This is a genomic window from Methylomicrobium agile (assembly GCF_000733855.1).
Taxonomy (GTDB): domain Bacteria; phylum Pseudomonadota; class Gammaproteobacteria; order Methylococcales; family Methylomonadaceae; genus Methylomicrobium; species Methylomicrobium agile.
Map to the genome: position 1 here is coordinate 1849205 of NZ_JPOJ01000001.1, position 24673 is coordinate 1873877.

General features: G+C 57.6%; 21 protein-coding genes. 6 read left to right on the forward strand and 15 right to left on the reverse strand.

Annotation, left to right across the window (positions count from 1 at the left end; all coding sequences use genetic code 11):
• Positions 1 to 45 precede the first annotated feature (45 nt).
• The 5 genes from CC94_RS0108885 to CC94_RS0108905 all read right to left on the reverse strand — a co-directional run bounded on the left by CC94_RS0108885 (position 46) and on the right by CC94_RS0108905 (position 5954).
• The gene (locus CC94_RS0108885; protein WP_005369039.1) at positions 46 to 549 is read right to left on the reverse strand and encodes a hypothetical protein; all 504 of its coding nucleotides are present in this window, start codon (positions 547 to 549) and stop codon (positions 46 to 48) included.
• 611 nt (positions 550 to 1160) lie between these two features.
• The gene (locus tag CC94_RS0108890) at positions 1161 to 1490 is read right to left on the reverse strand and encodes an exosortase system-associated protein, TIGR04073 family (protein ID WP_005369041.1); all 330 of its coding nucleotides are present in this window, start codon (positions 1488 to 1490) and stop codon (positions 1161 to 1163) included.
• A gap of 237 nt (positions 1491 to 1727) precedes the next feature.
• A complete protein-coding gene (parC, locus tag CC94_RS0108895) occupies positions 1728 to 3959 on the reverse strand; it encodes a DNA topoisomerase IV subunit A (protein WP_031430548.1) in 2232 nt (743 codons plus the stop codon).
• Positions 3960 to 4457, reverse strand: coding sequence for an acyl-CoA thioesterase (locus CC94_RS0108900; RefSeq protein WP_005369046.1), 498 nt, complete (start codon positions 4455 to 4457; stop codon positions 3960 to 3962).
• A gap of 174 nt (positions 4458 to 4631) precedes the next feature.
• Complete coding sequence (locus CC94_RS0108905) at positions 4632 to 5954, reverse strand: UDP-glucose dehydrogenase family protein (protein WP_005369049.1); 1323 nt, start codon at positions 5952 to 5954, stop codon at positions 4632 to 4634.
• A gap of 112 nt (positions 5955 to 6066) precedes the next feature.
• Here CC94_RS0108905 and CC94_RS0108910 point away from each other — a divergent pair, with 112 nt between their 5' ends.
• The 6 genes from CC94_RS0108910 to CC94_RS0108935 all read left to right on the forward strand — a co-directional run bounded on the left by CC94_RS0108910 (position 6067) and on the right by CC94_RS0108935 (position 16446).
• Positions 6067 to 8181 (forward strand): RelA/SpoT family protein, encoded by a 2115-nt coding sequence (locus CC94_RS0108910; RefSeq protein WP_005369051.1) that lies wholly within the window; start codon positions 6067 to 6069, stop codon positions 8179 to 8181.
• A gap of 577 nt (positions 8182 to 8758) precedes the next feature.
• Positions 8759 to 10324 (forward strand): TolB family protein, encoded by a 1566-nt coding sequence (locus CC94_RS0108915; protein WP_031430550.1) that lies wholly within the window; start codon positions 8759 to 8761, stop codon positions 10322 to 10324.
• 21 nt (positions 10325 to 10345) lie between these two features.
• Complete coding sequence (locus CC94_RS0108920) at positions 10346 to 10609, forward strand: hypothetical protein (RefSeq protein ID WP_425411957.1); 264 nt, start codon at positions 10346 to 10348, stop codon at positions 10607 to 10609.
• A 169-nt stretch (positions 10610 to 10778) separates the two neighbouring features.
• Positions 10779 to 13484, forward strand: coding sequence for a DNA polymerase I (gene polA, locus CC94_RS0108925; RefSeq protein ID WP_031430552.1), 2706 nt, complete (start codon positions 10779 to 10781; stop codon positions 13482 to 13484).
• Between the two features lie 129 nt (positions 13485 to 13613).
• Entirely contained in the window at positions 13614 to 14096 is a 483-nt protein-coding gene (locus tag CC94_RS0108930) for a DUF2934 domain-containing protein (RefSeq protein ID WP_157203409.1), read from the forward strand.
• 106 nt (positions 14097 to 14202) lie between these two features.
• Complete coding sequence (locus tag CC94_RS0108935; RefSeq protein ID WP_031430554.1) at positions 14203 to 16446, forward strand: fused MFS/spermidine synthase; 2244 nt, start codon at positions 14203 to 14205, stop codon at positions 16444 to 16446.
• A gap of 462 nt (positions 16447 to 16908) precedes the next feature.
• Here the strand turns inward: CC94_RS0108935 and CC94_RS0108940 are convergent, their stop codons facing one another.
• The 10 genes from CC94_RS0108940 to cydP form a co-directional block, all read right to left on the reverse strand.
• Entirely contained in the window at positions 16909 to 18540 is a 1632-nt protein-coding gene (locus tag CC94_RS0108940; protein ID WP_031430555.1) for an ArnT family glycosyltransferase, read from the reverse strand.
• Between the two features lie 35 nt (positions 18541 to 18575).
• Positions 18576 to 18851 (reverse strand): lipid-A-disaccharide synthase N-terminal domain-containing protein, encoded by a 276-nt coding sequence (locus CC94_RS0108945; RefSeq protein ID WP_157203410.1) that lies wholly within the window; start codon positions 18849 to 18851, stop codon positions 18576 to 18578.
• Positions 18844 to 19575 carry a glycosyltransferase family 2 protein gene (locus tag CC94_RS0108950; protein WP_005369065.1) on the reverse strand — a complete coding sequence of 244 codons (732 nt, stop codon included), beginning with the start codon at positions 19573 to 19575 and terminating at the stop codon, positions 18844 to 18846. Before CC94_RS0108950 ends, CC94_RS0108945 begins: the two co-directional genes overlap by 8 nt.
• A 104-nt stretch (positions 19576 to 19679) precedes the next feature.
• Positions 19680 to 20446 (reverse strand): IS5 family transposase gene (locus tag CC94_RS25455; RefSeq protein ID WP_157203341.1). Its coding sequence is split into 2 segments (ribosomal slippage): positions 19680 to 20071 and positions 20071 to 20446, totalling 768 coding nucleotides; the frame shifts between segments, so codons are not numbered across the junction.
• 173 nt (positions 20447 to 20619) lie between these two features.
• The gene (gene rpsI / locus CC94_RS0108965) at positions 20620 to 21012 is read right to left on the reverse strand and encodes a 30S ribosomal protein S9 (RefSeq protein ID WP_005369067.1); all 393 of its coding nucleotides are present in this window, start codon (positions 21010 to 21012) and stop codon (positions 20620 to 20622) included.
• Positions 21013 to 21023: 11 nt separating this feature from the next.
• Complete coding sequence (rplM, locus tag CC94_RS0108970) at positions 21024 to 21452, reverse strand: 50S ribosomal protein L13 (RefSeq protein WP_005369068.1); 429 nt, start codon at positions 21450 to 21452, stop codon at positions 21024 to 21026.
• 133 nt (positions 21453 to 21585) lie between these two features.
• Positions 21586 to 21690, reverse strand: a complete 105-nt coding sequence (gene cydX / locus CC94_RS22990) for a cytochrome bd-I oxidase subunit CydX (RefSeq protein WP_005369070.1) — start codon at positions 21688 to 21690, stop codon at positions 21586 to 21588.
• Between the two features lie 10 nt (positions 21691 to 21700).
• A complete protein-coding gene (gene cydB / locus CC94_RS0108980) occupies positions 21701 to 22840 on the reverse strand; it encodes a cytochrome d ubiquinol oxidase subunit II (protein WP_005369072.1) in 1140 nt (379 codons plus the stop codon).
• On the reverse strand, positions 22833 to 24395 hold the full coding sequence (locus CC94_RS0108985) for a cytochrome ubiquinol oxidase subunit I (protein WP_031430557.1): 1563 nt from the start codon (positions 24393 to 24395) through the stop codon (positions 22833 to 22835). The genes cydB and CC94_RS0108985 overlap by 8 nt, the downstream gene beginning before the upstream one ends.
• Positions 24395 to 24616 (reverse strand): cytochrome oxidase putative small subunit CydP, encoded by a 222-nt coding sequence (cydP, locus tag CC94_RS0108990; RefSeq protein WP_031430558.1) that lies wholly within the window; start codon positions 24614 to 24616, stop codon positions 24395 to 24397. Before cydP ends, CC94_RS0108985 begins: the two co-directional genes overlap by 1 nt.
• Positions 24617 to 24673: the final 57 nt, after the last annotated feature.

Here is a 24673-nt window from a genome sequence, read left to right on the forward strand (position 1 = left end):
GCCTTGTCTTCGGCGGCCTTGAGGTTTTAGCGCGTGCCGCGAGGATCAGTGCGTCGGCGGTAAAATCGGCTCGATGCCGTCGAATTCGGCATTCGGATGGTGTTTCAGGATCTTTTGGGTGATTTCGGTGATTCGTTCGATCGGAATGTCGAGCAGCACCAGCAATTCGCCTTTTTCAATCGCCTCTTCGAACTGTTTGAGTTTGGAATTGCTTGCGCTCATGCCGGTCAGCCCGCCCGCCAGCGAGCCGATGGTGGCGCCGGCCAGGATAACGCCCAGGAGCGGCCCGCCGGCGATCACGAAGCCGGCGTAGGACAGGCCGATCAAGCCGGCCAGCAACCCGGAGGTGCCGCCCAGTACGATGCCGCGTTCGACGGCCGGGATGAAATCGGTTTTTTCCAGAATGGTGGCTTCCGGGAGGTCTTCGAGCGGAGTGTCGCGCTTGGCGAGTATGTGGATGTGGCGGTCGTTGAAGCCTTCCCGGTGGAGTTCGTCGACAATGTGATGCGTGGTTTTGATGTCCGGCACTAGAAAATAGATGCGTCTCATCGCGTTGCCCTCTCAATTTCGATCGGTTAAGAACCTGTCCCGAAAATAAGTTCGGATGCAGGCTGCACGGAGGATTTACTTGAAGGTTGGACTCGTCCGTTTGGCGTCCGGTTCATTGTTGACGCCGGGGATTCGGGGCTCGAAATAATGGATAACGGAAGGTGGCCGGTAAAGTCGCGCCAGACGCTCGGTTATCGCCTCGGCGGATGACGGCCTAGCGTCAACCGCTTCACCGTTGCCCGACATTTGGGCGACGAAGCGGCCGTTCGATGATCCGTAACCGTGACCTGATATCGTCGTCTTGAAAATGTCGGGCACAAAAAGCGTGCCCGACCTACAGGGCTACAGGGCTTGGTGCCAACCGGTTAAGATGTTCAGGATCCGGTCAAAAATAACTTTCGCTGATCGTTCCCGCCGCGTGCTCGTCGTTATACGCAAATCCTGCAATATTCATCCCGGGGAGTTCAAAGCCCGCTTTGAAAGGCGTATTCGGGAGCGATCCAAAGCCAGCTTTGGACTTCTGCCGGTCCGTTGATGGGATCGGGCTATCCGATGTATATAACGGCGAGCGCCGCGCGTGGGAGCGATGAAAGGGTTGAACGATTTGTCGACTAGAAATAATCCCAAGGATATTCCGGGCTTAAAATGGGTCTGAAACCGGCGGGCACGGGAAAAGGCGCGCTGATAAATTCATAAACGCCGACCAATTCACGCGTTACCGTCATGCCCAATCCTTTGGCCAGACCTACCGGAAAGCCCATTGCCCCGTTGCGGCGCGTTTCATGCACGATATTGCCCGGAATTTCGAGAACCCCGCAAGTCATTCCGGCGAGGCCGCGCCCGAATTTTCCGGCTGCCGTATTGTCGGCATTGGCGTTGGCGGCGATGCCCAGCCATAGTGCGGCAATCGCGACCGTCGAATAAAAACGTAATGTGTTCATCTATCAACCTCCCGTAGTCGGTGCTCTTGCACCTTATCGGCAAAAATTTTATCGAGTGGGCATAAATCAGGGAGTATCGAAGACGGTTTGGGGGATTTTTCCCGGGCCCGATTCGTTTCCTGTTATGCGTAGCCAGTATATTCAAGAAAATAACGCGCTCTCGACTATACTCGGCAATTATCCACCTCACATTAAGACCGCGTGAAATTCGCCTAATTCATGCCGCGGCCTATTTTTTCATTCTACCTCCAGCGCCTCGACCCGCTGGAATCCGCGCGGCAGGTGCAGGCCGCGTTTCGCGCGCGAGCCTATATACTGGGCGATGTCTCCCTCTTTCAATGTCAACTGGCGCTTGCCTGCGGTGATTTTCAACCGGCCGTTTGCGGGCAGTGCCGCCACCGCGGCTACCGCATCCTTGCCGGCCGCCAGATCCTCCGTAGGCATCTGGATCAGCTTGTTGCCCTTGCCTTTGACCAGTTCGGGCAGTTCCTGCGCCGGAAATATCAATAAGCGTCCCTGCAGGGTCGCGACCGCGAGCAGATCCTTCTCGCCGTGGAGTTGGACAGGTTTGACCACTCTGGCGCCTTCCGACAGCGTCAGCAGGACTTTGCCGGCCTTGTTTTTGCTGTAAAACTCTTTCATCTGCACCCGGAAACCGTAGCCGTAACTGCTCGCGACCAGATACCAGTCGTCCGGATCGCCGGCCAGAAGATGCGCAAACAGCGCGCCGGGCGGCGGATTCAGGCGGCCGGTCAACGGTTCGCCCTGCGATCTGGCCGAGGGAAGGTCGTGAGTGGTCGTGCCGTAGGCGCGGCCGGTCGAGTCGAGTAGGTAAACCGGCTGCGTCGAACGGCATTTGACCGCTTCCAGAAAACTGTCGCCGGCCCGGTAGTTCAGGCTTTCGACGTCGAAGTCGTGGCCCTTCGCGGCCCGGATCCAGCCTTTTTGCGACAGGATCACGGTCAACGGTTCGTTGTTGATCAATTGGGTCGTTTCCATCGCCTGCGCGGCTTCCCGTTCGACGATCGGCGAGCGGCGGTCGTCGCCGTATTTTTCCGCGTCGCGCTCCAGTTCCTTGCGGATCAGCCGATTCAACAGGCGCGGCGAACCGAGCGTCTTTTCGAGCGCGGCGCGCTCCTGCTGCAGTTCGTCCTGTTCGCCGCGGATCTTCATTTCTTCGAGCTTGGCGAGATAGCGTAGTTTCAGTTCCAGGATCGCCTCGGCCTGAATGTCGGTGATGCCGAAACGTTCCATCAGCACCGGCTTCGGATGATCTTCCTCGCGGATGATCCTGATCACTTCGTCGATGTTCAGGTAGGCGATCAACAGGCCTTCGAGGATATGCAGGCGCGCGAGCACCTTATCCAGCCGGTGCTGCAGGCGCTTCCGGACCGTTTCGGTGCGGAACTGCAGCCATTCGACCAGGATTTCGCGCAGGTCTCTGACCCGTGGCCGGTTGTCCAGGCCGATCATGTTCAGGTTGACCCGGTAGCTTTTTTCGAGGTCGGTGGTCGCGAACAGGTGCGACATCACCGCGTCGGTATCGGTGCGCTTCGATTTCGGAATCACCAGCAGACGGGTCGGATTCTCGTGGTCCGATTCGTCCCTGAGATCCTCGATCATCGGCAGTTTTTTCGCGAGCATTTGCGCGGCGATCTGCTCCATCAGCCTGGAACCGGAAACCTGGTACGGCAGCGCGGTGATCACGATGTTGCCGTCCTCGACTTCGTATTTCGCGCGCATTCTGATCGAGCCGCCGCCGTTCAGATACATCTTGCGGATGTCGTCTTTCGCCGAAACGATTTCGGCGTCGGTCGGGTAATCGGGGCCCTGGATATGTTCAAGCAACTGGTCGAGCGTGCTGTCCGGGGCGTCGAGCAGCCGGATGCAGGCGGCCGCGACTTCGCGCAGGTTGTGCGGCGGAATGTCGGTCGCCATCCCGACCGCGATGCCCATCGTGCCGTTCAGCAGCACGTTCGGGAGCCGGGCGGGGAGCAGTTCCGGCTCTTTCAGCGTGCCGTCGAAATTATCGGTCCATTCGACGGTGCCCTGGCCGAGCTCGCTGAGCAGGGTTTGCGCGTATTGAGTCAGGCGCGATTCGGTGTAGCGCATCGCCGCGAACGATTTTGGATCGTCGGGCGAGCCCCAGTTGCCCTGGCCGTCGATCAGCGGGTAGCGGTAGGAAAAATTCTGCGCCATCAGCACCATCGCCTCGTAGCAGGCCGAATCGCCGTGCGGATGGTATTTGCCGAGCACGTCGCCGACCGTGCGGGCCGATTTTTTATATTTGGCCAGCGCGGTCAGGCCGAGTTCGGACATCGCGTAGACGATGCGCCGTTGTACCGGCTTCAGGCCGTCCGCGATATGCGGCAGCGCCCGGTCCAGGATCACGTACATCGAATAATCGAGGTAGGCTTTCTCGGCGAACTCTTTTAAAGGCTGCTGTTCGAAATTGTCCTGAATGCCCACTTAGAGCAGCCCCTCCGGCAGATCGACCCGGATCGCGCGGTTTTTTTCGAGCAATTCCTCGCGATTTTTCTTGCGCTGTTCGGCATCCTTGAACAACTGACGCTCGGTGTCGGTTTCGAGTATCAATTGGGGCACTTCGATGCTGTGCCCGTGCCCGTCGATCGCGACCATCGTGAAATAGCAGGAAGTCGTGTGCCGCTTTTCGTGGGTCGTCAGATTTTCGGCGACGACCTTGATCCCCACCTCCATCGAGGAACGGCCGACATGGTTCACATGCGCATAAAAGGTCACCAGATCGCCGACGTTGATATTTTCCTTGAAAAACACCTGATCCAGCGCCGCGGTCACGACGTAATTCTTGCAGTATTTCGCCGCGCAGGCATAGGCGACCTGGTCGAGCAGTTTCAGCAGCGAGCCGCCGTGCACATTGCCGGCGAAATTGGCCATGTCCGGCGTCATCAGCACGGTCATCGCGAGGGATTTCTCTTGTTTAGTCATGTTGGGCGTTAAAAAAATGGTTGAGTTCTTCCACAGGAGGGAGAGTTAGGAGTGTGATCTCGAAGATCGGACAGGAAACGCAACGCTTCTCCTTTTTCGGAGATTTTTCCGATTGTTAAGTTCAGGGTACGCTCCGCGGCGCGCCTTATCACACTTTTATCATAACAGTATTGATTAAGGTCTGCCTATGGCATGATAATCCAGGCCGCTGCGGCGTACAAACCGGGGTTCGTACATGTTGCGGCCGTCGAAGATCACTTTGTCGCGCAACGAGCGGCTTAACGCGTCGAAATCGGGGCTTCTGAATTCTTTCCATTCGGTCACAATGACCAGCGCATCGGCATTTTCCAGGGCTTCGTGGGGCGAAGCGCAGAGTTTCAAACGCGGATTGCCGCCGTAAATCCGCCGGGCTTCGGCCAGCGCTTCGGGATCGTAGGCCTGAACGGCCGCGCCGGCCCCGCACAGGCTTTCGATCACCACCCGGCTCGGCGCTTCGCGCATGTCGTCGGTGTCGGGCTTGAAGGCGAGCCCCCAGAGCGCGAAGACCTTGCCTTCGAGCTTATTCTGGTAATAATCGGCAATTTTTTCGAACAGCCGGTTCTTCTGGCGGTTGTTCACATTTTCGACCGCGTTCAACAGTTCGGCATGGTAGCCTTGTTCGCGCGCGGTGCGTTCGAGCGCCTTCACATCCTTCGGAAAGCAGGAGCCGCCGTAGCCGCAGCCGGGATAGATGAAACTGTAGCCGATCCGGCTGTCCGAGCCGATGCCCTGGCGGACCTGTTCGATATCGGCGCCCAGATATTCGGCCAGATTCGCCAGCTCGTTCATGAAGCTGATCTTGGTCGCGAGCATCGCGTTGGCGGCGTACTTGGTCAGTTCGGCGGAACGCACGTCCATCGTGATGATCCTTTCGTGGCTGCGGTTGAACGGCGCATACAGCGCTCTAAGCAATTCCGCGGTGCGCGGGTTGTCTACGCCGATGATGATCCGGTCGGGCCGCATGAAGTCGTTCAGCGCCGCTCCTTCCTTCAAGAACTCCGGATTCGAAACCACGTCGAATTCGATTTCTTCGCCACGTTTTGCCAGTACTTCGCCGATTTTTGCCCTGACCTTGTCGGCGGTGCCGACCGGCACGGTCGATTTGTCGATCACGACCCGGTAATCGGTCATGTGCTCGGCGATGCTTTCGGCGACGGCCAGCACATAACGCAAATCGGCCGAGCCGTCTTCGTCGGGCGGCGTGCCGACCGCGATGAACTGGAAAACGCCGTGCTCAACCGCTTCCTGCGCGTCGGTCGTAAACCGAAGGCGGTCTGCCGCCTGATTTTCCCTGACCATCGCATCGAGGCCCGGTTCGAAGATCGGAATCCCACCCTGCTGCAACTTGGCGATTTTTTCCGCGTCTATATCCATGCAAACGACCTGGTTGCCGACATCCGCCAGACAGGCGCCCGTCACCAGACCGACATAACCGCTACCGAATACTGTAATTTTCATATCATTCGTTTTATTATTAGAAGAAGAATTTGATTCTAAACGGCGGTAACGCCTGTCTACGCTTCCGAGTAATCGAGTCAACAGCCCGTGCGGCTCTTGCATCCTCTTAACGATGTCGAAAAAAATCGATCCCAATAAATCGCTGCTGGACGGGTTTTCCGAGCCTGACCGCGAGCAACTGAACCAGGCGCTCGCCATTATTGCCAGGATTCCCGACGATCCTGATTATCACCGCCCGAAAGGATTTGAAGTGGCGGCTATTTTAACGGATTTTCATGTCGATCTGAAAACCACGCTGGCGGCCATTCTGAGCGACCCGCGGCTGAGCACCCTGGATCCCCAGCCGGACATCGCCGGCCTGTTCGGCGAAACGGTCGACTCCCTGGTCAAGGACGTGAACTGGCTGAACAAGCTTTCCGTTTACACGCCCGAAATGACGCACCAGCCGAACCAGACCGAAACCTTGCGGCGGATGCTGCTGTCGATGACGCACGACGTGCGGGCGGTATTGATCAAGCTGGCCTATCGGATCAAGCGGCTGCGCAGCCTCGCGGGCGAACCGGAAGAAGTGCGCCACTTCATCGCGCGCGAAACGCTCGACATTTATGCGCCGCTCGCCAACCGGATGGGGATTCACCAGTTCAAATGGGAGCTCGAAGACATGGCGTTCCGCTATTTGGAACCCCTGGTCTACAAGAGCATCGCCAAATCGCTGGCCGACAAGCGGACGGAGCGCGAGCGCTGCGTGAACCGTTTCATCGAACAACTGAACGCCGCGCTCGGCCTCGAAGGCATCACCGCCGAAGTGTACGGCCGGCCGAAACATATCTACAGTATCTGGAAAAAGATGCAGCGGAAGCAGCTCGACATCGAGGACCTGTACGATCTTCTGGCCGTGCGCGTGATCGTGACCAATCTGACCCAGTGCTATACCGTGCTGGGCCTCGTGCACAGCCTGTGGCAGACCATTCCGAAAGAGTTCGACGACTACATCGCCAACCCCAAGGAAAACGGCTATCAGTCGCTGCACACGGTCATCGTCGACAACGAAGGCAACCGGATCGAGGTGCAGATCCGCACCCGCGAAATGCACGAGTTCGCCGAAATGGGGGTTGCGGCACACTGGTCGTATAAGGAAGGCGGCCGACACAACGCCGCGGTCGAAAAAAACATCGCGTCCCTGCGCAAGCTGCTCGAAGAAAAGGACAATGACGAGACCCTGGCCGAGGATTTCAAGACCGAACTGTTCTCCGACCGCGTTTATGTGCTGACCCCGGCCGGCAAACTGATCGACCTGGTTAAAGGCTCGACGCCGCTCGATTTCGCCTATGCGATCCACACCGAAATCGGCCACCGCTGCCGCGGCGCCAAGGTGAACGGGCGCATTACGCCGTTGACCTATGCGTTGAAATCGGGCGAACAGGTCGAAGTTCTGACCGCGAAGGAAGGCGGGCCGAACCACAACTGGATCGATCCGAATCTGGGCTACCTGAAATCGCCGCACGCGATCGGGCGCGTCAAAAGCTGGTTCAAGAACCAGCAGATGGCGCAGAACATCGCGACCGGAAAGAGCATATTGGACAAGGAAACGCAGCGGCTCGGCCTGAAAATGGTCAACTTGAACGACTTGGCGAAGCACTTCAAGCATACCGACAAGGACAGGTTTTTCGAGGCGATCGGCCGCGGCGACATCAACAGCCGCCAGCTCGCCGCGTTTGTCAAGATTCCCGAGCTGGAAGCGCCGCCCGCCAAGGTGCGGCAAAAAAAGCCGTCCGCCAAATCGGCGGTTACCGTCGACGGGATCGACAACGTGCTGACCACCTTCGCGCACTGCTGTTCGCCGGTGCAGGGCGACGAGATCATCGGCTACATCTCGCACAAAAAAGGCATCATTATCCACCGGACGGCCTGCGAGAATATCCTGCACTTGCCGCCCGAAAAGCAGGCGCAGTTAATTCAGGTCGAATGGGGCGGCGACAAATCCTACTATTCGGTGCCGATTCGGATTCAGGCCCAGAGCGCCAAGGATTTGCTGGGCAACGTGACCCAGCTTCTGGCCCATTCGAAGATTCACATCTCGAACGCCTCGCTGAACACGCATCCGGATTTCTCGGCCGACCTGAACCTGACCATCCAGATCGAGAACATCGGCCAGCTGAGCCAGGTATTGAACCGGATCAGCTGCCTGCCGAACATTGTCGAGGTTTCGCGGCGGCAGACGGTTTGAAGGAGATAAAAATATCCGGCTCGCGTAGGTCCGGTTAGCGTAATCGGACGCCTGTGATCTTGGCACCACCTCTTTTCCTACAGCGTTTGTAGGGCGGATTCGCCGGCAGGCAATCCGCCATCGTTTTGAAGCCTGTTGGCGTTTTGCTGTCGCGAAAACGCCCTACAGCGTTTGTAGGGTGGATTCGCCGGCAGGCAATCCGCCATCGTTTTGAAGCCCGTTGGCGTTTTGCTATCGCGAAAACGCCCTACAGCGTTTGTAGGGCGGATTCGCCGTTAGGCAATCCGCCTTGCATTGAAGCCTGTTGGCGTTTTGCTATCGCGAAAACGCCCTACAACGTTTGTAGGGTGGATTCGCCGGCAGGCAATCCGCCTTGCATTGAAGTCTGTTGGCGTTTTGCTATCGCGAAAACGCCCTACAGTTTACTTCTTTCCCCCAATAAATCGACAATCATGCCGCAGATAGGCGATGATCCGAAACCGAGGCCCATTCAAACATCGAAAATGCCGGGCTTTGAAAACTTCATAATAAATGTTAGAGTTGCCGTTATCCAAAATCAGCCCTTAATCTCTTAATCATGCGCCCTATCGTTCACGCCGCCTTCTTATTGGCCCTTTCCCTTCCCGCGCACAGCGCCGCTCCTCTGATCGAGCGGATCAGTATTTCCAGCCAGGGCGACCAAGCGAATGCCGCGAGTTATCATTCGGCCTTATCGGCCGATGGCCGCTACGTGGCGTTTTCGTCGGCGGCAAGCAACCTGGTCGAAGGCGATACGAACGGGGCGGTCGATATATTCGTCCGTGACCGGCAAACCGGCACCACCGAGCGGATCAGCATCAACGCGGAGGGCCAGGAAGGAAACGCGGCCAGCGGCATCGACGTCTATCGGAGTGAAGCGGAGGGCGATTACCGATCATGGGATATCCCCATTTGCTCTCAACCCGATCCCGAATCCGACCTGGTATGCCCGGCCCCCCGTAACCACGGCATAGGCCGCATCGATGCCTTGGCGATGTCCGGCGATGGCCGCTTCATCGCCTTCAGCTCGCGCGCCAGCAATCTGGTCGCCGACGACACCAATAACAAGCAAGATATCTTTGTCTACGACAGGCAAAATCGAACGATCGAACGCGTGAGCCACGGCCCCGGCATGGCCGAAGCCAATGGCCGCTCATTTTTGCCGTCGCTGTCACAAGACGGGCGTTTTGTCGCTTATTTGTCCGCCGCGGACAATTTGATAGCCGGCGACAGTAACGGTGAAATCGACGTGTTCGTCACGGATCGCTCAAACGGTGCGACAGAACGCGTCAACGTGAGCGGCAGCGGCCAACCCACGGATGCGACGACCCGCTCGGCCCGCATCTCGGCCAACGGATACTATGTCATTTTTAGTTCCGATAGCCAATCCTGGGCGCCTTCCGCCAAGTTGGGTTACGCAAGAAATACCAACGTATTCGTGCACGACCGGAAAACCGGTCAAACCTCGGCCATCGATAACAAGCGCATCGAATTTTTTTCCCCCTCGGCCATGCCAGCCGTTGCAAATAATGGAGAAGAAGCCGTATTTCTGGCGACGCCTTTTCAATCTTTTGGCCCTTCTTGCGGCGGCCGCATAAACGATTACGCCTACCTGCAAAATGTCAACAGAAAGACTGTCGTCCCGCTCGAAGAGGATTACTATCGTTATTTCAGTGGCATGAGCGGGAGCTGTCTTGTTCTCGCTACCCTTCCGCAGTACACCCCGATCGATCCCGGTATGTGGGTCGAAAATCCGATCGAAGCGTTCGAAACGATCGCGCTATCCGGCAATGAACATTATGTATTTTTCAATCAAGCCCGCCACGTCATGCGTTACGACAGAATATCCCGGTCATCGGAACCGGTAAGCTACGACCCGGCCATCCCGCCGACGGGCCCGGCTGCGCGCGATCATCTGGGCGGCGTATCCGCCGACGGGAGAATCACGTCGTTCACGACGGATTCGGAACAGCGGATAAGCGGCGACGACAACGGCGTTGCGGACATCATTGTCACGCAATCGGCTGGCGACGAGGATACGGTAGACCTCGGCGTCGAATTCGGTCGATACAAACTGAGTCAGAATGGCGATGACCTTCAATTGACGATAAAGGTGATCAACTAGGGCGGCAAAGCTCTCGAAAGAATAAAGCTGAGCGGCAGAATGCCATTCGGTCTTAAACTGATGTCCGCGGTATCCGACAGCGGCGCTTGCGATGTGAAAAAACATTTGCAATGCCGTTTCGACGCGTTAGCGCCCGGTTCCGAAATCCACGTCGAATTGAGCATGCAAGTCAAAAAAAGAACCGGAACAATCGCTCTTAGGGCCAAAGCCGCCTCGGCCACCAAAGAAACGAAAAACTATCGGAAAAACAATCGCGCCACGCTCAAATTCACCCTGCCCGAATAATTCTCAAGGACCGTAGGGCGCAATAGGCGATAGCCGTATTGCGCCGAATGTTAGCCTCCGTGCGGCGCAATACGTTGTGCTATTGCGCCCTACGCCGGCTCTCCCGTTTGATCTTGCGTCCCGCGTCTTTTTCCTTTAGCCTTGCGCCTTTATCTTTTTATCCGCTTTTATGAATGCTCCGAAACGCCTGATTCTCGTCGACGGCTCGTCCTTCCTGTACCGCGCCTACCATGCGCTGCCGCCTTTGACCAGCCCGCAGGGCCTGGCGACCAACGCGGTCTACGGCGTTTCGAACATGCTGAAAAAGATGCTCGGCGATTATCCGGACGCGCATTTCGCGGTCGTTTTCGACGCGCCCGGCAACAACTTCCGGCACGATCTTTACGAGCACTACAAGGCGCACCGGCCGCCGATGCCGGACGATCTGCGCTGCCAGATCGAGCCTCTGCATCGGATGGTGAAGGCGATGGGGCTGCCGTTGATCATCGAGGCGGGGATCGAGGCGGACGATGTGCTCGGATGCCTGGCCAGGAAGGCGGAGAAGGAAGGTTTCGACATCATTATTTCGACCGGCGACAAGGACATGGCGCAGCTGGTCAACGAGCACATCTCGCTTGAAAACACGATGAACAATGTCCGGATGGGCGTTCAGGGCGTGATCGAAAAGTTCGGCGTTCGGCCGGACCAGATCGTTGACTATCTGGCGCTGATCGGCGATACGGTCGACAACATTCCGGGGGTGCCGAAGGTTGGTCCGAAAACGGCCGCGAAATGGCTCGAACAATACGGCACGCTGGACAATCTGGTCGCGCATGCGGCTGAGATTACCGGTAAGATCGGCGAGAATCTGCGTGCGAGTCTCGACCAGTTGCCGCTGTCGAAGCAGCTGGCCACGATCAAGTGCGAAGTCGAATTGCCGCACGAGATCGGCGAACTGACGCGCAAACCGATCGACCCGGCAGAACTGAGACCGCTGCTGTCCGAGTTCGGCTTTACTACCTGGCTGAAGGCGCTCGGCAGCGAGGCGGCTGCACCCCCCGCTGCCGCGCCGGAAGCTTTTGCCGGCAAAACCGAGTACGAAACGGTTTTGACGGAAGAACAATTCGAACGCTGGCTGGAGCAACTGGAGAAAGCCGAACTGTTCGCCTTCGACACCGAAACGACCAGCCTCGATTACAGCAAGGCCCGGATCGTCGGCGTGTCGTTCGCGGTCGAGCCGGGACAGGCGGCCTATGTGCCGCTCGCTCACGACTATCCCGGCGCGCCGGAACAGCTCGACAAGGCGCACGTACTGGAACGGCTCCGGCCGCTGCTCGAAAATCCGCGCAAGTCCAAGCTTGGGCAAAACATCAAATACGACCTGCACGTGCTGGCCAACGAGGGCATCGGCCTGCAAGGCATCGCGTACGACACGATGCTGGAGTCCTACGTCTATAACAGCACCGCGACCCGGCACAACATGGACGATCTGGCCAAGAAATACCTCGACGTCGACACGATCCGCTACGAGGACATCGCCGGCAAGGGCGCGAAGCAGCTGTCGTTCGAGGAAATCCCGATCGAACAGGCCGCTCCGTACGCGGCCGAGGATGCGGACATCACCCTGCGCCTGCACCGCAAACTGTGCCCGCAGCTTGCCGAACACGATGCGCTGTACCGGCTCTACAGCGAGATCGAGATGCCGCTGGTCAGCGTGCTGGCCCGGATCGAACGCAACGGCGTCGCGATCGATACGGAGATGCTCGCGCAGCAAAGCCTGGAGCTGGCCAGCCAGATCGTCAGCCTCGAACAGCATGCGCACGAGCTGGCCGGGCACAGCTTCAATCTCGGTTCGCCGAAACAGATCCAGGAAATCCTGTACGACCGGCTGCAGTTGCCGGTGCTGAAGAAAACGCCGAAGGGCCTGCCTTCCACCGACGAGTCGGTGCTGCAGGAACTGGCCGCCGATTATCCTTTGCCCCGGCTGATTCTCGAACACCGGGGCCTTAGCAAGCTCAAATCGACCTATACCGACAGGCTGCCCGAACAGGTCGATCCCAAGACCGGGCGGATTCACACTTCTTACCATCAGGCGGTCGCCGCGACCGGGCGGCTGTCGTCCTCGGACCCGAACCTGCAAAACATTCCGATCCGGAACGGCGAAGGGCGCAAGATCCGTCAGGCCTTCATCGCGCCGCGCGGCTTCAAGCTTCTCGCGGCCGATTATTCGCAGATCGAACTGCGCATCATGGCGCATCTGTCCGACGATGCGGGACTGCTGCGCGCGTTCGGCGACGGCGTGGACGTGCATACCGCCACTGCGGCGGAAGTGTTCGGCGTCGCGCCGGAAATGGTCACGCACGACTTGCGGCGCTCCGCCAAGGCGATCAATTTCGGGCTGATCTACGGGATGTCCTCGTTCGGTCTCGCGCAACAGCTCGGCGTGCCGCGGGGCAGGGCGCAGTCGTACATCGACCTGTATTTCGAGCGTTATCCCGGCGTGAAGGCTTACATGGATTCGATCCGGGCGCTGGCCCGGGAGCAAGGCTATGTCGAGACACTGTTCGGCCGGCGGCTGTATCTGCCCGACATCAACTCGCGCAACGCGTCGCAGCGCCAGTATGCCGAGCGCACCGCGATCAATGCGCCGATGCAGGGCACCGCGGCGGACATTATCAAGCGGGCGATGATCGCGGTCGACCGCTGGCTGACCGAGGAGCGCGCGGACGCGAAAATGATCATGCAGGTCCACGACGAACTGGTGTTCGAAGTCGCCGAAGACCAGCTCGACGATTGCCGGGCGAAAATCGAATCGATCATGAGCTACGCCGCCGACTTGAAGGTGCCGCTGCTCGTCGATATCGGCGTCGGCGATAACTGGGACGAGGCGCATTGAAATCAGCGGCTGCCACCGGTCGTTTCAGAACGGCAGTTACCGGGTTAAAATCGGTTTTTACCGTAGCGTTGTCGTAACGGCCGGACTGGCTGGGGCGTCAGATCGATTTTTTGATTCGCGAGGGGCCGCATGAACATGAGCGCCGAATTTCCGCCGCGGCCGAATGGCCGGGATTGCCATGACGACAGTCCGGACCCATGCGGCGCGTATGGGCCGGAGGGGAAACGGAGCCGCCATGAATGGATTGCGGTCGCCGCCTATTTCAAGGCCGAAAAACGCGGCTTTACCCCCGGCCGCGAATTGGAAGACTGGCTCGAAGCGGAGCTTGAATACGCGAAAAGCCGGGTCGAAAATTTCCTGCAAATCCTCGAAGAAGACGGCGCGCCGACAATGCGCGGCCTGCAAGCCCTGGCCCAATCCATCGGCGTCGAACGGCCGGAACGCTTCCCTGCCAAAACCGACCTGATTCAGGCCATCCAATGCGCCTGCCAAACGATACCGTGTTTCAGGATCGGTACCGAGGAGACCTGCCGCCAAGTCCCGGACTGCAAGTGGCGTTCCGAGTGCAAAAAACTGATTGCCGAATGGAAACGGCATGAAAAGCATCAGTGACGCGGCTTTTTTTTGTCCATCCGGCTTTAAAGTGCCGCAATGACGGCCAAATGCTTTATCATTAGCGCCTCAAAAAAATAATAACCGCGAACCGCTTCAAACCACTATGAGTCTGTCTCCAGAAAATTCGAACGACCGCCGCCTGTCCCTGATTCTTTTATTCGCCGCCACCCTGTTCGCCAGCGCGTCGTTGATGTTCGTGCTGCAGCCGATGTTCGGAAAGATCCTACTGCCTTTGCTGGGCGGTTCGCCGTCGGTCTGGAATACCTGCATGGTGTTCTATCAAACGCTGCTGTTCCTCGGCTATTTGTATGCGCACCTGATTTCGACGCGGCAAAACACGCACCGGCAGGTGCTGATTCACGGCGCGGTGATTCTGGTCAGTCTGCTGGCGCTGCCGGTCGCGATGCCCGAAAACGCGGCGCCGCCAACCGAAAGCAATCCGACCTTCTGGCTGCTCTGGACGTTGTTGATTGCGATCGGCCTGCCTTTTTTCGTGGTTTCGACGACGGCGCCGTTGATCCAGAAATGGTTTGCGAACGCCGGACACCATACCAGCCATGACCCTTATTACCTCTATGCAGCCAGCAATGCGGGCAGCTTGATCGCGCTGCTCAGCTACCCGTTTTTGTTGGAGCCGAACATCGGGCTGGACCTGCAAAAGGCAGACTGGAGCATCGGTTACGGGCTGCTGTGCCTGTTGATTGCCGGTTGCGCGTTTGCGCTGTGGAAATCGCATCGGCTGAATCCGATCGTCGAGGAGGCAGTCGGCGGCGATAACGGCCTGAGCCCTTACACACAACTGCACTGGCTGGCGCTGGCCTTCGTGCCTTCCAGCCTGCTGCTCGGCCTGACCAACTTCATCAGCACCGATATCGCTTCGGTGCCGCTGTTGTGGATCATTCCGCTGACGCTGTACCTGTTGACTTTCATCATCGTGTTTTCGAAATGGCACGATGCGATCCATCCGTGGATGGTCAAGCTGCAGCCGATGATCCTGCTGCCGTTCATCGCCTATTCGTTCATCAACCCGGCGATCATTCCGTACTGGGTCAACCTGGCCCTGCATCTGGCCGCGTTCTTCATCGCGGTGATGGTCTGCCACGGCGAGCTGGCCAAGGCCCGGCCGCATACCCGGCACCTGACCACCTATTATCTGATCATGTCGTTCGCGGGCATGCTCGGGGGTATGTTCAATACTTTCGTCGCGCCGTTCGTGTTCAATGGCGTTTACGAATACCCGATCATGATCGTGGCCGCCTTGCTGTTGCGCCCTGGCCTGAAACTGTCGATCGGCGCGGAAAAGCTCGATTGGCTGAAGCAGGCGCTGTTTCCGGCCGTGCTGCTCGTATTCGGGATCGCGGTGTATCTGGGGATCGGGAATTTACCGGAATATCTCGATACGATCGGCGTCGGCCTTTTGGTTTTGGCCGGCCTGCTGTACGCGTTCAGAAGCCGGCCGCTGACGCTGGCGCTGTCGACCGGCGTGCTGATTTTCTTCACGATGGGGCTGCACGGCCTGTTGTCGAACACGCTGTACCAGGAACGCACCTTCTTCGGCGTGCTGTCGGTTCGTGAGAGCGTGCTGACTGATGAAGCCGGCCGGCCGGAAAGATTCCACGAGTTTTATCACGGCACCACCAAGCACGGCGCGCAACGCATCAATTCCGACCAGGCTTTGACGCCGTTGACCTATTTCAGCCGGCCGGGACCGATCGGACAAGTGTTCAGCGTGTTCGACAACGTCGATCAAAATTGGGAGATCGGCGTCGTCGGCCTCGGTGCCGGCACGTTGAACTGTTACGCGAAACCGACCCAAAGCTGGACGTTTTACGAGCTCGACCCGCTGGTCGTCGATGTGGCGAGCAATCCGAAATACTTCACCTACATCAGCCGCTGCAATCCGAAGGTGAACATGAAGGTCGGCGATGCGCGCCTGTCGCTCGAAAAAGAGCCGGATCAAAAATTCGATCTGTACATCATCGACGCGTTCAGCTCCGATTCGATCCCGACGCATTTGCTGACCCAGGAAGCGATCCGGCTGTATTTCAAAAAACTGAAGCCAAACGGCATCCTGGCGCTGCACATCACCAACCGGCATCTGGCGTTGAAGAAAGTGCTGGCTGACCATGCCAAGCAACTGCATTATGACGCGCTGCTGCAGGAATTCGTCCCGCAGCAGGAAATTCCTTTGGTCGCGGCCACCGACTGGGTCGTAATGGCGGAAAAGCCGGAAACGCTGGATTCGCTACGTGCCAGCGGCCTCGGCAGATGGCAGAAGCTGCCGATCACCTTCGGCCTGAAGCCGTGGACCGACGATTTCACGAATATCGTCACGATCTGGAAATAAACCTTCCGGGATAGCAAAACGCCAACAGGCCTCAAAGCCATGGCGGATTGCCTGGCGGCGAATCCGCCCTACAAGAGCTAAATGCCGTCTCGCCAAGGGGATATGCCTTTACCGTAAGATACCCAAGTAGATATTGTTACCCACGCCAAGCGTTATGAAGAGCAGCGTTGTAGGGCGTTTTCGCGATAGCAAAACGCCAGCAGGCCTCAAAGCCATGGCGGATTGCCTAGCGGCGAATCCGCCCTACAAGAGCTAAATGCCGCCTCGCCAAGGGACCGTAAGATACCCAAATAGATATTGTTACCCACGTCAAGCGTTATGAAGAGCAGCGTTGTAGGGCGTTTTCGCGATAGCAAAACGCCAACAGGCTTCAAAGCCATGGCGGATTGCCTGGCGGCGAATCCGCCCTACAAGAGCTATTGGGGGAGGGGACGCAATGGGCAAAAAAACCAGGGTCCGGCATTAATAATACAATATCTTTTTCAGTTCGGGATGCGCCAGAAATTCCCGAATCGGTACCACCGCTACATAGGTGTTCTTATAGCGGTGCCGATAATACGGGAATTGCGCCGGCAGATCGGATTCTCTTTTAAAACGCATCAGTAAATAATCATCCGGATGCTCGGGCATCCATTCCTCAAGAAGGGGTAAAAAGTGGAAGACCTTAACGGGTTTCGTCAGGCGTCCGGTAAAAATATATTCACCGTGATAGACGGCGCCCATATAAGCCACTTCCTTGCCTTGATTTAAAACTTCGGTAATTTGGGCGCCGATGGGGCGCGTGTCGAAACGTTCGCCGATAACGGAAAAAACCGCCGAAGAGATAATCAGCACACTGATCACGATGGCGGTGCTGACGGCAAAAACCGACTCCGGAGCATTTTTGGCCCGGTATCGCCATAATAATCCCGCCACGATCAATACGCCTGCCCCCCATAGCGGGGACAATGCCGCGAGTTCGGCAATGCGGTGCTGGAATGCGTCGGTCCAGGGTAGGGCTGCCATCACGCCGCCGAGCAGCGCCAATGAGGCCGTTATCCCTTGGTGGGCGTGCCGCCAGTCGGATCGGCGCTCGTCGGCCTGTTCCGCCGCTCTGGCCAGCACCAGCACCAATAACGGAAACATCGGCAACAGGTAGTGGATGCGCTTGCCGCTGATCGCCGAAAACACGATAAACAACGGCACGCCCCAGGCCGCGCAAAAACGCAGGCCCGCCTCTTTCGGATTCAACGTTTTCAGACCCTGCCAGATCGGTTTCATCAATAGCCAGGGTAATAACACGGCCGGCATAAATTGCGCATACCACCACCACGGTAACGGATGGGCGAACGACTCGACCAGGCGCCCCTGCGTTTGTCCCCAGAAAATCGCATTCCGATAAACTTCACCGCCCGCCATGCCGGCCGGAAGCGCCCAGCACAGCGCAATCGCGGCACCCAGTAGAATGCTGAAGGCGAGCCCGGCATACCACCTTTTCCAATAAGATCCGGGCCGGAGTTCGCGGTGCCACCAGGGCGCCGTCAACGCCACCGGCAATAAGTGCAGCAGGACCACCGGGCCTTTGGAGAGTACGCCTCCGCCGACGGCGGCGCCGAGCAGCAGCCAGCGCGGCAGCGTCAGTCCCGCGTCGGCCAGTTTCAAAAGGCCGTAAATGCCGAGAGCGACGAAAAACGCCAGCATCATGTCGAACATGGTCAACGTGCTGAAGACGATCCAGAAGCCCGAACCCAGCAGCATGATCGGCGCCATGTCGGCGACCGTTTTGCATTCCGGCCATAATAACCGGGCGATGGCGGAAGTCAGATAAACGGTACCCAGCGCGAACAGCGGCGAAACGAGCCGCAACGACCAGTCATTGACGCCGAGCAGCAGCCAGGTGAGCTGCATCAGCCAGAACAGCAGCGGCGGTTTGTGGCTGTAAAGTTCGCCGTTCAGGTGCGGCACCAGAAAATCGCTGCGCAGCCACATTTCCCAGGCCACCGCTGCGTAGCGGGTTTCATCGACCGGCAGCAAAGGTCTGGCATAGAGCGCAACGCTGACGAGTATCGCCCAGATGACGAATACCCAGGTTTTGACGGACAGAAAATGATACATAGAGTGGCCCGTGCCGGGCGGATTCAGGTGGACACTCAGGTGTTGAGCTGCCGGCGTTCGTAGATCACGAAATAAAGGTTGCGGAGATAGATGAACAGGCCGCTGGCTTGGCCGAGAATGAAAACCGGGTCTTGCCGATAAACCGCATAGGCCAGCAGGGTGATGCCCCCGGCGATGCTGAAATACCAGAAGGCGATCGGGAACACGCTTTTTTTCTGCTTTTCGCTCTGGATCCATTGCACCAGAAAGCGGGCGGAAAACAGGGCCTGGCCCAGAAAGCCGACAGCCAGCCAAAGGGTTTCTTTATCCAAGTTCAATTTCGTGGGTCTCCGGTAATTTTGCGCGTTTTTGCAGCCAGATCACGCCCAGCAGATCGGTGATGCCCGCCCACAGGCGATCGAGCGTTCCGTAGTTGGAAACGCCTACGCCGCGCGGCCGATGATTGACCGGTTCGGAAACGACCGCGCCGCCGGCCCGAATCACCAGTGCCGGCAAAAACCGGTGCATGTGGTCGAAATAAGGCAGTTCCAGGAATTTCTCCCTGGCGAAGACTTTCAGGCCGCAGCCGGTATCCGGCGTATTGTCCCCGAGCAGCGTGGATCTGACCGCATTCGCGAATTTGGACGAGAACAGGCGCCATTTCGAATCGTAGCGCTTGTTGCGCCAGCCTGCAATCATCCACAAGTCGGCGTTGTTCCGGCTCTTTTCAAGCAAGGTCTCGTACAGACGGGGAATGTCGGCGGGATCGTTTTGTCCGTCACCGTCCAGCGTGGCGATCCAGGGATAAACCGCAGCCTTCACACCGGTGCGGACCGCCGTGCTTTGGCCGCAGCTTTGCCGGTGCCGGATCACGCGCAATGCCTTGTAGTGCCGCATGGCTTCTTTCAGTTCGGTTTCGGTCCGGTCGCGGCTGCCGTCGTCCACGTAAATGATCTCATAAGCTTCGGCTTGTGTCATGGCGGATTCTATTTCTTCGATCAGCGGCAAAATATTGCCGGCTTCATTATGGACAGGAACGACGATGGAAATTTTCATTGAGGTGTTTTGCAGCGAACCGAATACTATACGGCGTAAATTTTACGAAATGATGACAGCCGCCCACAATCCGGGCGGATTTGAGAATGATTTAGATAGTGTCGTCATAAGATAGCTGTCCACAGGGCGATGCACCGGATCTGCACAGCGGCCAGGAACGATGCGGTGTTCTTGGCATAGCGTGTGGCAATACCTCGCCAGCGCTTGAGGTGCAAGAACGCGTTTTCTACTAAATGCCGCAGTTTGTACAGGTCGCGATCGTAGTCGCGGGGTTGTTTTCGATTGCGGCGTGGCGGAATGACCACCGTCATCTGATTTGCTTCGGCTTGGGCTACGATAGCATCGCTATCGTAGCCTTTGTCCGCCAATAAGTACTGAGCATCCACGCCTTCGATCAAGGCTGAAGCCTGCGAACAATCTGCTGTGGTACCTGCTGTAATAAGGATTCTGACCGGCATACCATGCGCATCCACGGCCAGATGTATCTTACTGTTGAGCCCCCTTTTGTGACCGCCATGCCCTGATTGCCGCCTTGCGCGCCGGTCGCATGCGGATGGACTTTGATGTGGCTGGCATCAATCATCAACCATTCATAGTCGGGTTCGGTGACCAACTGTTCCAACAGGGCTTCCCAGACGCCGTGATCTCGCCAACGGCAAAACCGGCGATGGGTGTTCTTCCAATCGCCATAGTCAGGTGGCAGGTCGCGCCATGGCGCACCGGTACGCAAAATCCAGAAGACCGCATTGATAAACAAGCGGTTGTCTCGCGCTTTTCCGCCCCAGGCCCCGGCACGGCCGGGCAGATGGGGTTCCAGTAAGCTCCAAACCGTATCGGAAATGTCATGGCGGCGGTGGGCAGGTTGGGACATGGCTCTTTAATCTCATCAGCAACGACAATCTCCGTATTATACCTGACAAAGACTTATCTTGTGACGACACTATCTAGTTTTTCGGTAATTTCAAGCAATAAAAAAGGCTGCATCCGAATGAAATGCAGCCTTTTTCGATGAGCGGCCGGGCCACCCGCAAGATGCCCGAAAGCTTAACGTTTGGAGTATTGCGGACGTTTTCTGGCTTTGTGCAAGCCGACTTTCTTGCGTTCGACCACGCGCGAGTCGCGGGTGACGTAGCCTGCCTTACGCAGGGCTTGGCGCAAGGTTTCGTCGTATTCCATCAGGGCGCGGGTCAGGCCATGACGGATCGCACCGGCCTGGCCGGATGGGCCGCCGCCTTTGACGACCACGTTGACGTCGAATTCGCCTTCCATCTTCACGCATTCCAGCGGTTGACGGGAGACCATCTGATCGGTCTTGCGGCCGAAGTATTCTTCGATCGATTTTTGGTTGATAGTGATTTTGCCGGTGCCTTTGGTGGCGTAAACCCGTGCTACTGCACTTTTACGACGACCTGTTCCGTAATATTGAGCTGCTGCCATGGGTTACTCGCTTAAAATTCTAAAACTTTGGGCTGTTGCGCCTGATGATTGTGTTCCGGGCCCGAATAGACCTTCAACTTCTTGAACATCGCGCGGCCGAGCGGGTTGTTCGGCAGCATGCCTTTGACGGCGGTGGTCAGGATGCGGTCCGGGTAGGTTTTTCTCAATTTGCCGAGGCTGACGGTTTTCAGATTACCGATATAGCCGGTGTGGTGATGATACAGCTTGTCCTTTTCTTTGTTGCCGGTCACGCCGATTTTTTCGACATTCACGACAATGATGTAATCCCCGGTATCCACATGCGGCGTATATTCGGGCTTGTGTTTGCCGCGCAGACGACGTGCAATCTCAGAAGCAAGACGGCCAAGCGTCTTCCCTTCCGCATCAACCACGTACCAATCGCGCTTAACTTCTGCAGGTTTTGCACTAAATGTTTTCATCGTAAGTTCGGTCTTGCTTTTAAAGGAACAATAAAAAAGACTGCGAATTCTACTAAATTGTCAACGAGTTTTCAAGCTGATTTGCGCTTTAACCGATCGTAAAAGGCCGAAATGTCGGCAATAATTCTGAAAATCACTCGTCCTGTTCGGCGTTGTCGTCCAGTTCCAGCCACATGGCGTTGATCACCGCCAGCGCGCAGGCCAAGCTCACACCCAATATCCAAGCGAAATACCACATGATGCACCTCCTAATAAAGCGTATGTTCGTTGCCGCGGATGTGCTCCACCGTCACCTTGCCGCGCAATACCCGGTATACCCAGATCGTATAAGCCAGCACGATCGGCATCAGCACTGCCGTGGCGGCCAGCAGCAATTGCAGCGTGTACTGGCTCGAACTTGCGTCCCAGACCGTCAGGCTGCTGTGCGGATGGGTGTTCGACGGCATGATGAACGGAAACATCGAACCGCCCGCCGTCACGACCGCGCCGATCACCATCAGGCTGCTGACCACGAATGCCGACCCGTGACGGTTTCCCGCGCTGCACTTGACGACCAGCCAGGAACCGGCCAGTACGACTGCAGGCGCCGCGGCCAGCCAGGGAAAGAGGCGGTAATTGTTCAGCCATAGGCCCGGCGCCTTGACGACCGTTTTGGCCAAGGGGTTTGCGGCTATGGAGGTGTCGATCGGCGAAACGATCCGGTAGCCATCCACGTCGAGTCCGACCCAGACGCCGGCCAGTACGAAACCGGCCGCGAATAGCGGGCTGCTCCGGCGGATCACCCGCAGCGCGCGCTCCGCCAGTGCGCCTTCGGTGCGCCAGTGCAAAAACACCGCCCCGTGCAACGTGAACAGGGCGACGCCGGTGGCGGCGCACAGCAGCGGAAAAGGCCGGAACAAGTCCCAGAAGCCGCCCGAGTAAACCGATCGCAGTTCATCGGTGAGCTGGAACGGCAGGCCCACGATCAGGTTGCCGGCCGCGAGGCTCAGTACCGTCGCCGGCACCAGGCCGCCGACGAACAAGGCCCAGTCCCAGGCATTGCGCCAGCGCGGATCCGGCAGCTTGCTCCGGTAGTCGAACCCGACCGGGCGCAAAAACAACGCGAACAGCAGCACCAGCAAGCCGGTATAAAGCCCCGAGAAAAATGCCGCGTATACGATCGACCAGGCGCCGAAACTGATGCCGCCCAGGGTGATCAGCCAGGTCTGGCTGCCTTCCCAGGTTGGCCCGATCGTATTCAGCATAACCCGGCGTTCGTCGTCGGTCTTGCCGACGAACGGCAGCAGGATGCCGATGCCGAAGTCGAAACCGTCCAGAACCGCGAAGCCGCACACCAGAAAGACCAGAATGCCCCACCAGATCAGCCGCAAAATTTCGAAATCAAGCATGGCCTTGCTCCCGTTCAAAATGATAGCGGCCGGTATGCAGGCTACTCGGTCCCTGGCGGATGTATTTGACCATCAGTAACAATTCGATGACCAGCAGCACCGTATAGAAAAACCCGAAACCCGCCAGGCTCAGATACAGTTGCTCGGCACTGAGGCTCGAACTGCTCAGATGGGTCGGCAGAATTTCGGCGATGGTCCAGGGCTGCCGGCCGTATTCGGCCACCACCCAGCCCAGTTCGGAAGCGATCCACGGCAGCGGAATGCCGTAAAACGCCAAGCGCAGCAGCCAGCGTTGGGCATGCGCGGTGTGTTTGGCATTGAAATAAAATGCCGCCGCGAAGATGAACAGCATCGCGACGCCACAAAACACCATGATCCGGAAACTCCAGAAAATCGGCGCGACTTTCGGCACCGACCGGCGGGTCGCGGTTTCGATCTGCTCCTCTGTCGCATCGACGACGTTCGGCGCATAGCGTTTCAGCAACAAGCCGTAGCCGAGATCGGCCTTATGAGTCTCGAAAAGCGCTTTGGCGGCGGCGTTGTTTTTATCCTGGCGGATGATCTGCAGGTTTTCGTACGCAATGATTCCGTTCTTGATCCGTTCGCGATTCGTATTCAGTATCTCCTTTAGTCCGAGTACCGGCTCGTCGACCGAGCGCGTGGCGATCAGGCCCATCACCCAGGGAAATTTGACCGCGTAGTCGGTGTGCATCGTTTCCTCGTTCGGAAAACCGATCAGCGTGAACGATGCCGGCGGCTTTTCGGTTTCCCACTCGGCTTCGATCGCGGCGAGCTTGACTTTTTGCACTTCGCCGACCGTATAGCCGCTTTCGTCGCCGAGCACGATCACCGACAGTACCGAGGCCAGGCCGAAGCCGGCCGCGATCCGGAACGAGCGCCGCGCAAAGGCGCTGTCGCGGTCTTTCAGCAGGTAATAAGCGCTGATCCCGAGCACGAACATCGAGCCGGTCACATAACCCGCCGCCACCGTATGCACGAACTTGACCTGCGCGACCGGGCTGAAAAACAGATCTTCGAAACTGCTCAGCTCCATCCGCATCCTGTCGTAGTTGAAGGCGGCACCGACCGGATGCTGCATCCAGGCGTTCGCGATCAGAATCCACAGTGCCGACAGGCTGGTGCCCAGGGCCAACAGCCAGGTCGTGCACAAATGCTGCAATTTGCCGAGCTTGTCCCAGCCGAAGAAGAACAAACCCACGAAGGTCGATTCGAGGAAGAACGCCATCATGCCTTCGATCGCCAGCGGCACGCCGAAAATATCGCCGACATAGTGCGAGTAATAAGCCCAGTTGGTGCCGAATTGAAATTCGAGCGTAATGCCGGTCATTATGCCCATCGCGAAATTGATCGCGAACAGCTTGCCCCAGAAGCGGGTCATGTCCTTGTAAATCAGCCGGCCGGTCATCACATAGACCGACTCCATGATCGCCAGCAAAAACGATAGCCCGAGCGTCAACGGCACGAATAGAAAATGATACATTGCGGTCAGCGCGAATTGCAGCCGCGACAGTTCGACGACCTCATCGACAATCATCAGGGTTTCTCCTGTAAACGGTTCATTGAAGGATTCAGCAGGGCTTGCGCTACGCTGCCCGCATCAACCGGAACTTTCTTCCCCGCGAAAAAAGCCCACCATAAAATGCCCAGCAAACAAAATTTGATACATAGCGCTATCGAAAGATCGCGCGCCAAATCGGCATTGCCGGAGCCGTCCGGTTTTTTACGGCGGCGAAATAACCCCTGAAGTTTCGGCATGGCGAGTCTCGAATGGATTTTCAGCGTAACTTACCGAAGACAAAATCGGCTGCGAGG

What these genes read in the sequence shown, in the direction of transcription:
- CC94_RS0108985 (WP_031430557.1), bottom strand. Translation starts at nt 24,395, where the DNA reads ATGATTGTCGATGAGGTCGTCGAACTGTCGCGGCTGCAATTCGCGCTG.
- CC94_RS0108930 (WP_157203409.1), top strand. Translation starts at nt 13,614, where the DNA reads ATGAACATGAGCGCCGAATTTCCGCCGCGGCCGAATGGCCGGGATTGC.
- CC94_RS0108910 (WP_005369051.1), top strand. Translation starts at nt 6,067, where the DNA reads ATGTCGAAAAAAATCGATCCCAATAAATCGCTGCTGGACGGGTTTTCC.
- CC94_RS0108940 (WP_031430555.1), bottom strand. Translation starts at nt 18,540, where the DNA reads ATGTATCATTTTCTGTCCGTCAAAACCTGGGTATTCGTCATCTGGGCG.
- cydP (WP_031430558.1), bottom strand. Translation starts at nt 24,616, where the DNA reads ATGCCGAAACTTCAGGGGTTATTTCGCCGCCGTAAAAAACCGGACGGC.
- rpsI (WP_005369067.1), bottom strand. Translation starts at nt 21,012, where the DNA reads ATGGCAGCAGCTCAATATTACGGAACAGGTCGTCGTAAAAGTGCAGTA.
- CC94_RS0108890 (WP_005369041.1), bottom strand. Translation starts at nt 1,490, where the DNA reads ATGAACACATTACGTTTTTATTCGACGGTCGCGATTGCCGCACTATGG.
- CC94_RS0108900 (WP_005369046.1), bottom strand. Translation starts at nt 4,457, where the DNA reads ATGACTAAACAAGAGAAATCCCTCGCGATGACCGTGCTGATGACGCCG.
- cydB (WP_005369072.1), bottom strand. Translation starts at nt 22,840, where the DNA reads ATGCTTGATTTCGAAATTTTGCGGCTGATCTGGTGGGGCATTCTGGTC.
- CC94_RS0108935 (WP_031430554.1), top strand. Translation starts at nt 14,203, where the DNA reads ATGAGTCTGTCTCCAGAAAATTCGAACGACCGCCGCCTGTCCCTGATT.
- rplM (WP_005369068.1), bottom strand. Translation starts at nt 21,452, where the DNA reads ATGAAAACATTTAGTGCAAAACCTGCAGAAGTTAAGCGCGATTGGTAC.
- polA (WP_031430552.1), top strand. Translation starts at nt 10,779, where the DNA reads ATGAATGCTCCGAAACGCCTGATTCTCGTCGACGGCTCGTCCTTCCTG.
- CC94_RS0108950 (WP_005369065.1), bottom strand. Translation starts at nt 19,575, where the DNA reads ATGAAAATTTCCATCGTCGTTCCTGTCCATAATGAAGCCGGCAATATT.
- CC94_RS0108905 (WP_005369049.1), bottom strand. Translation starts at nt 5,954, where the DNA reads ATGAAAATTACAGTATTCGGTAGCGGTTATGTCGGTCTGGTGACGGGC.
- CC94_RS0108885 (WP_005369039.1), bottom strand. Translation starts at nt 549, where the DNA reads ATGAGACGCATCTATTTTCTAGTGCCGGACATCAAAACCACGCATCAC.
- CC94_RS0108915 (WP_031430550.1), top strand. Translation starts at nt 8,759, where the DNA reads ATGCGCCCTATCGTTCACGCCGCCTTCTTATTGGCCCTTTCCCTTCCC.
- cydX (WP_005369070.1), bottom strand. Translation starts at nt 21,690, where the DNA reads ATGTGGTATTTCGCTTGGATATTGGGTGTGAGCTTGGCCTGCGCGCTG.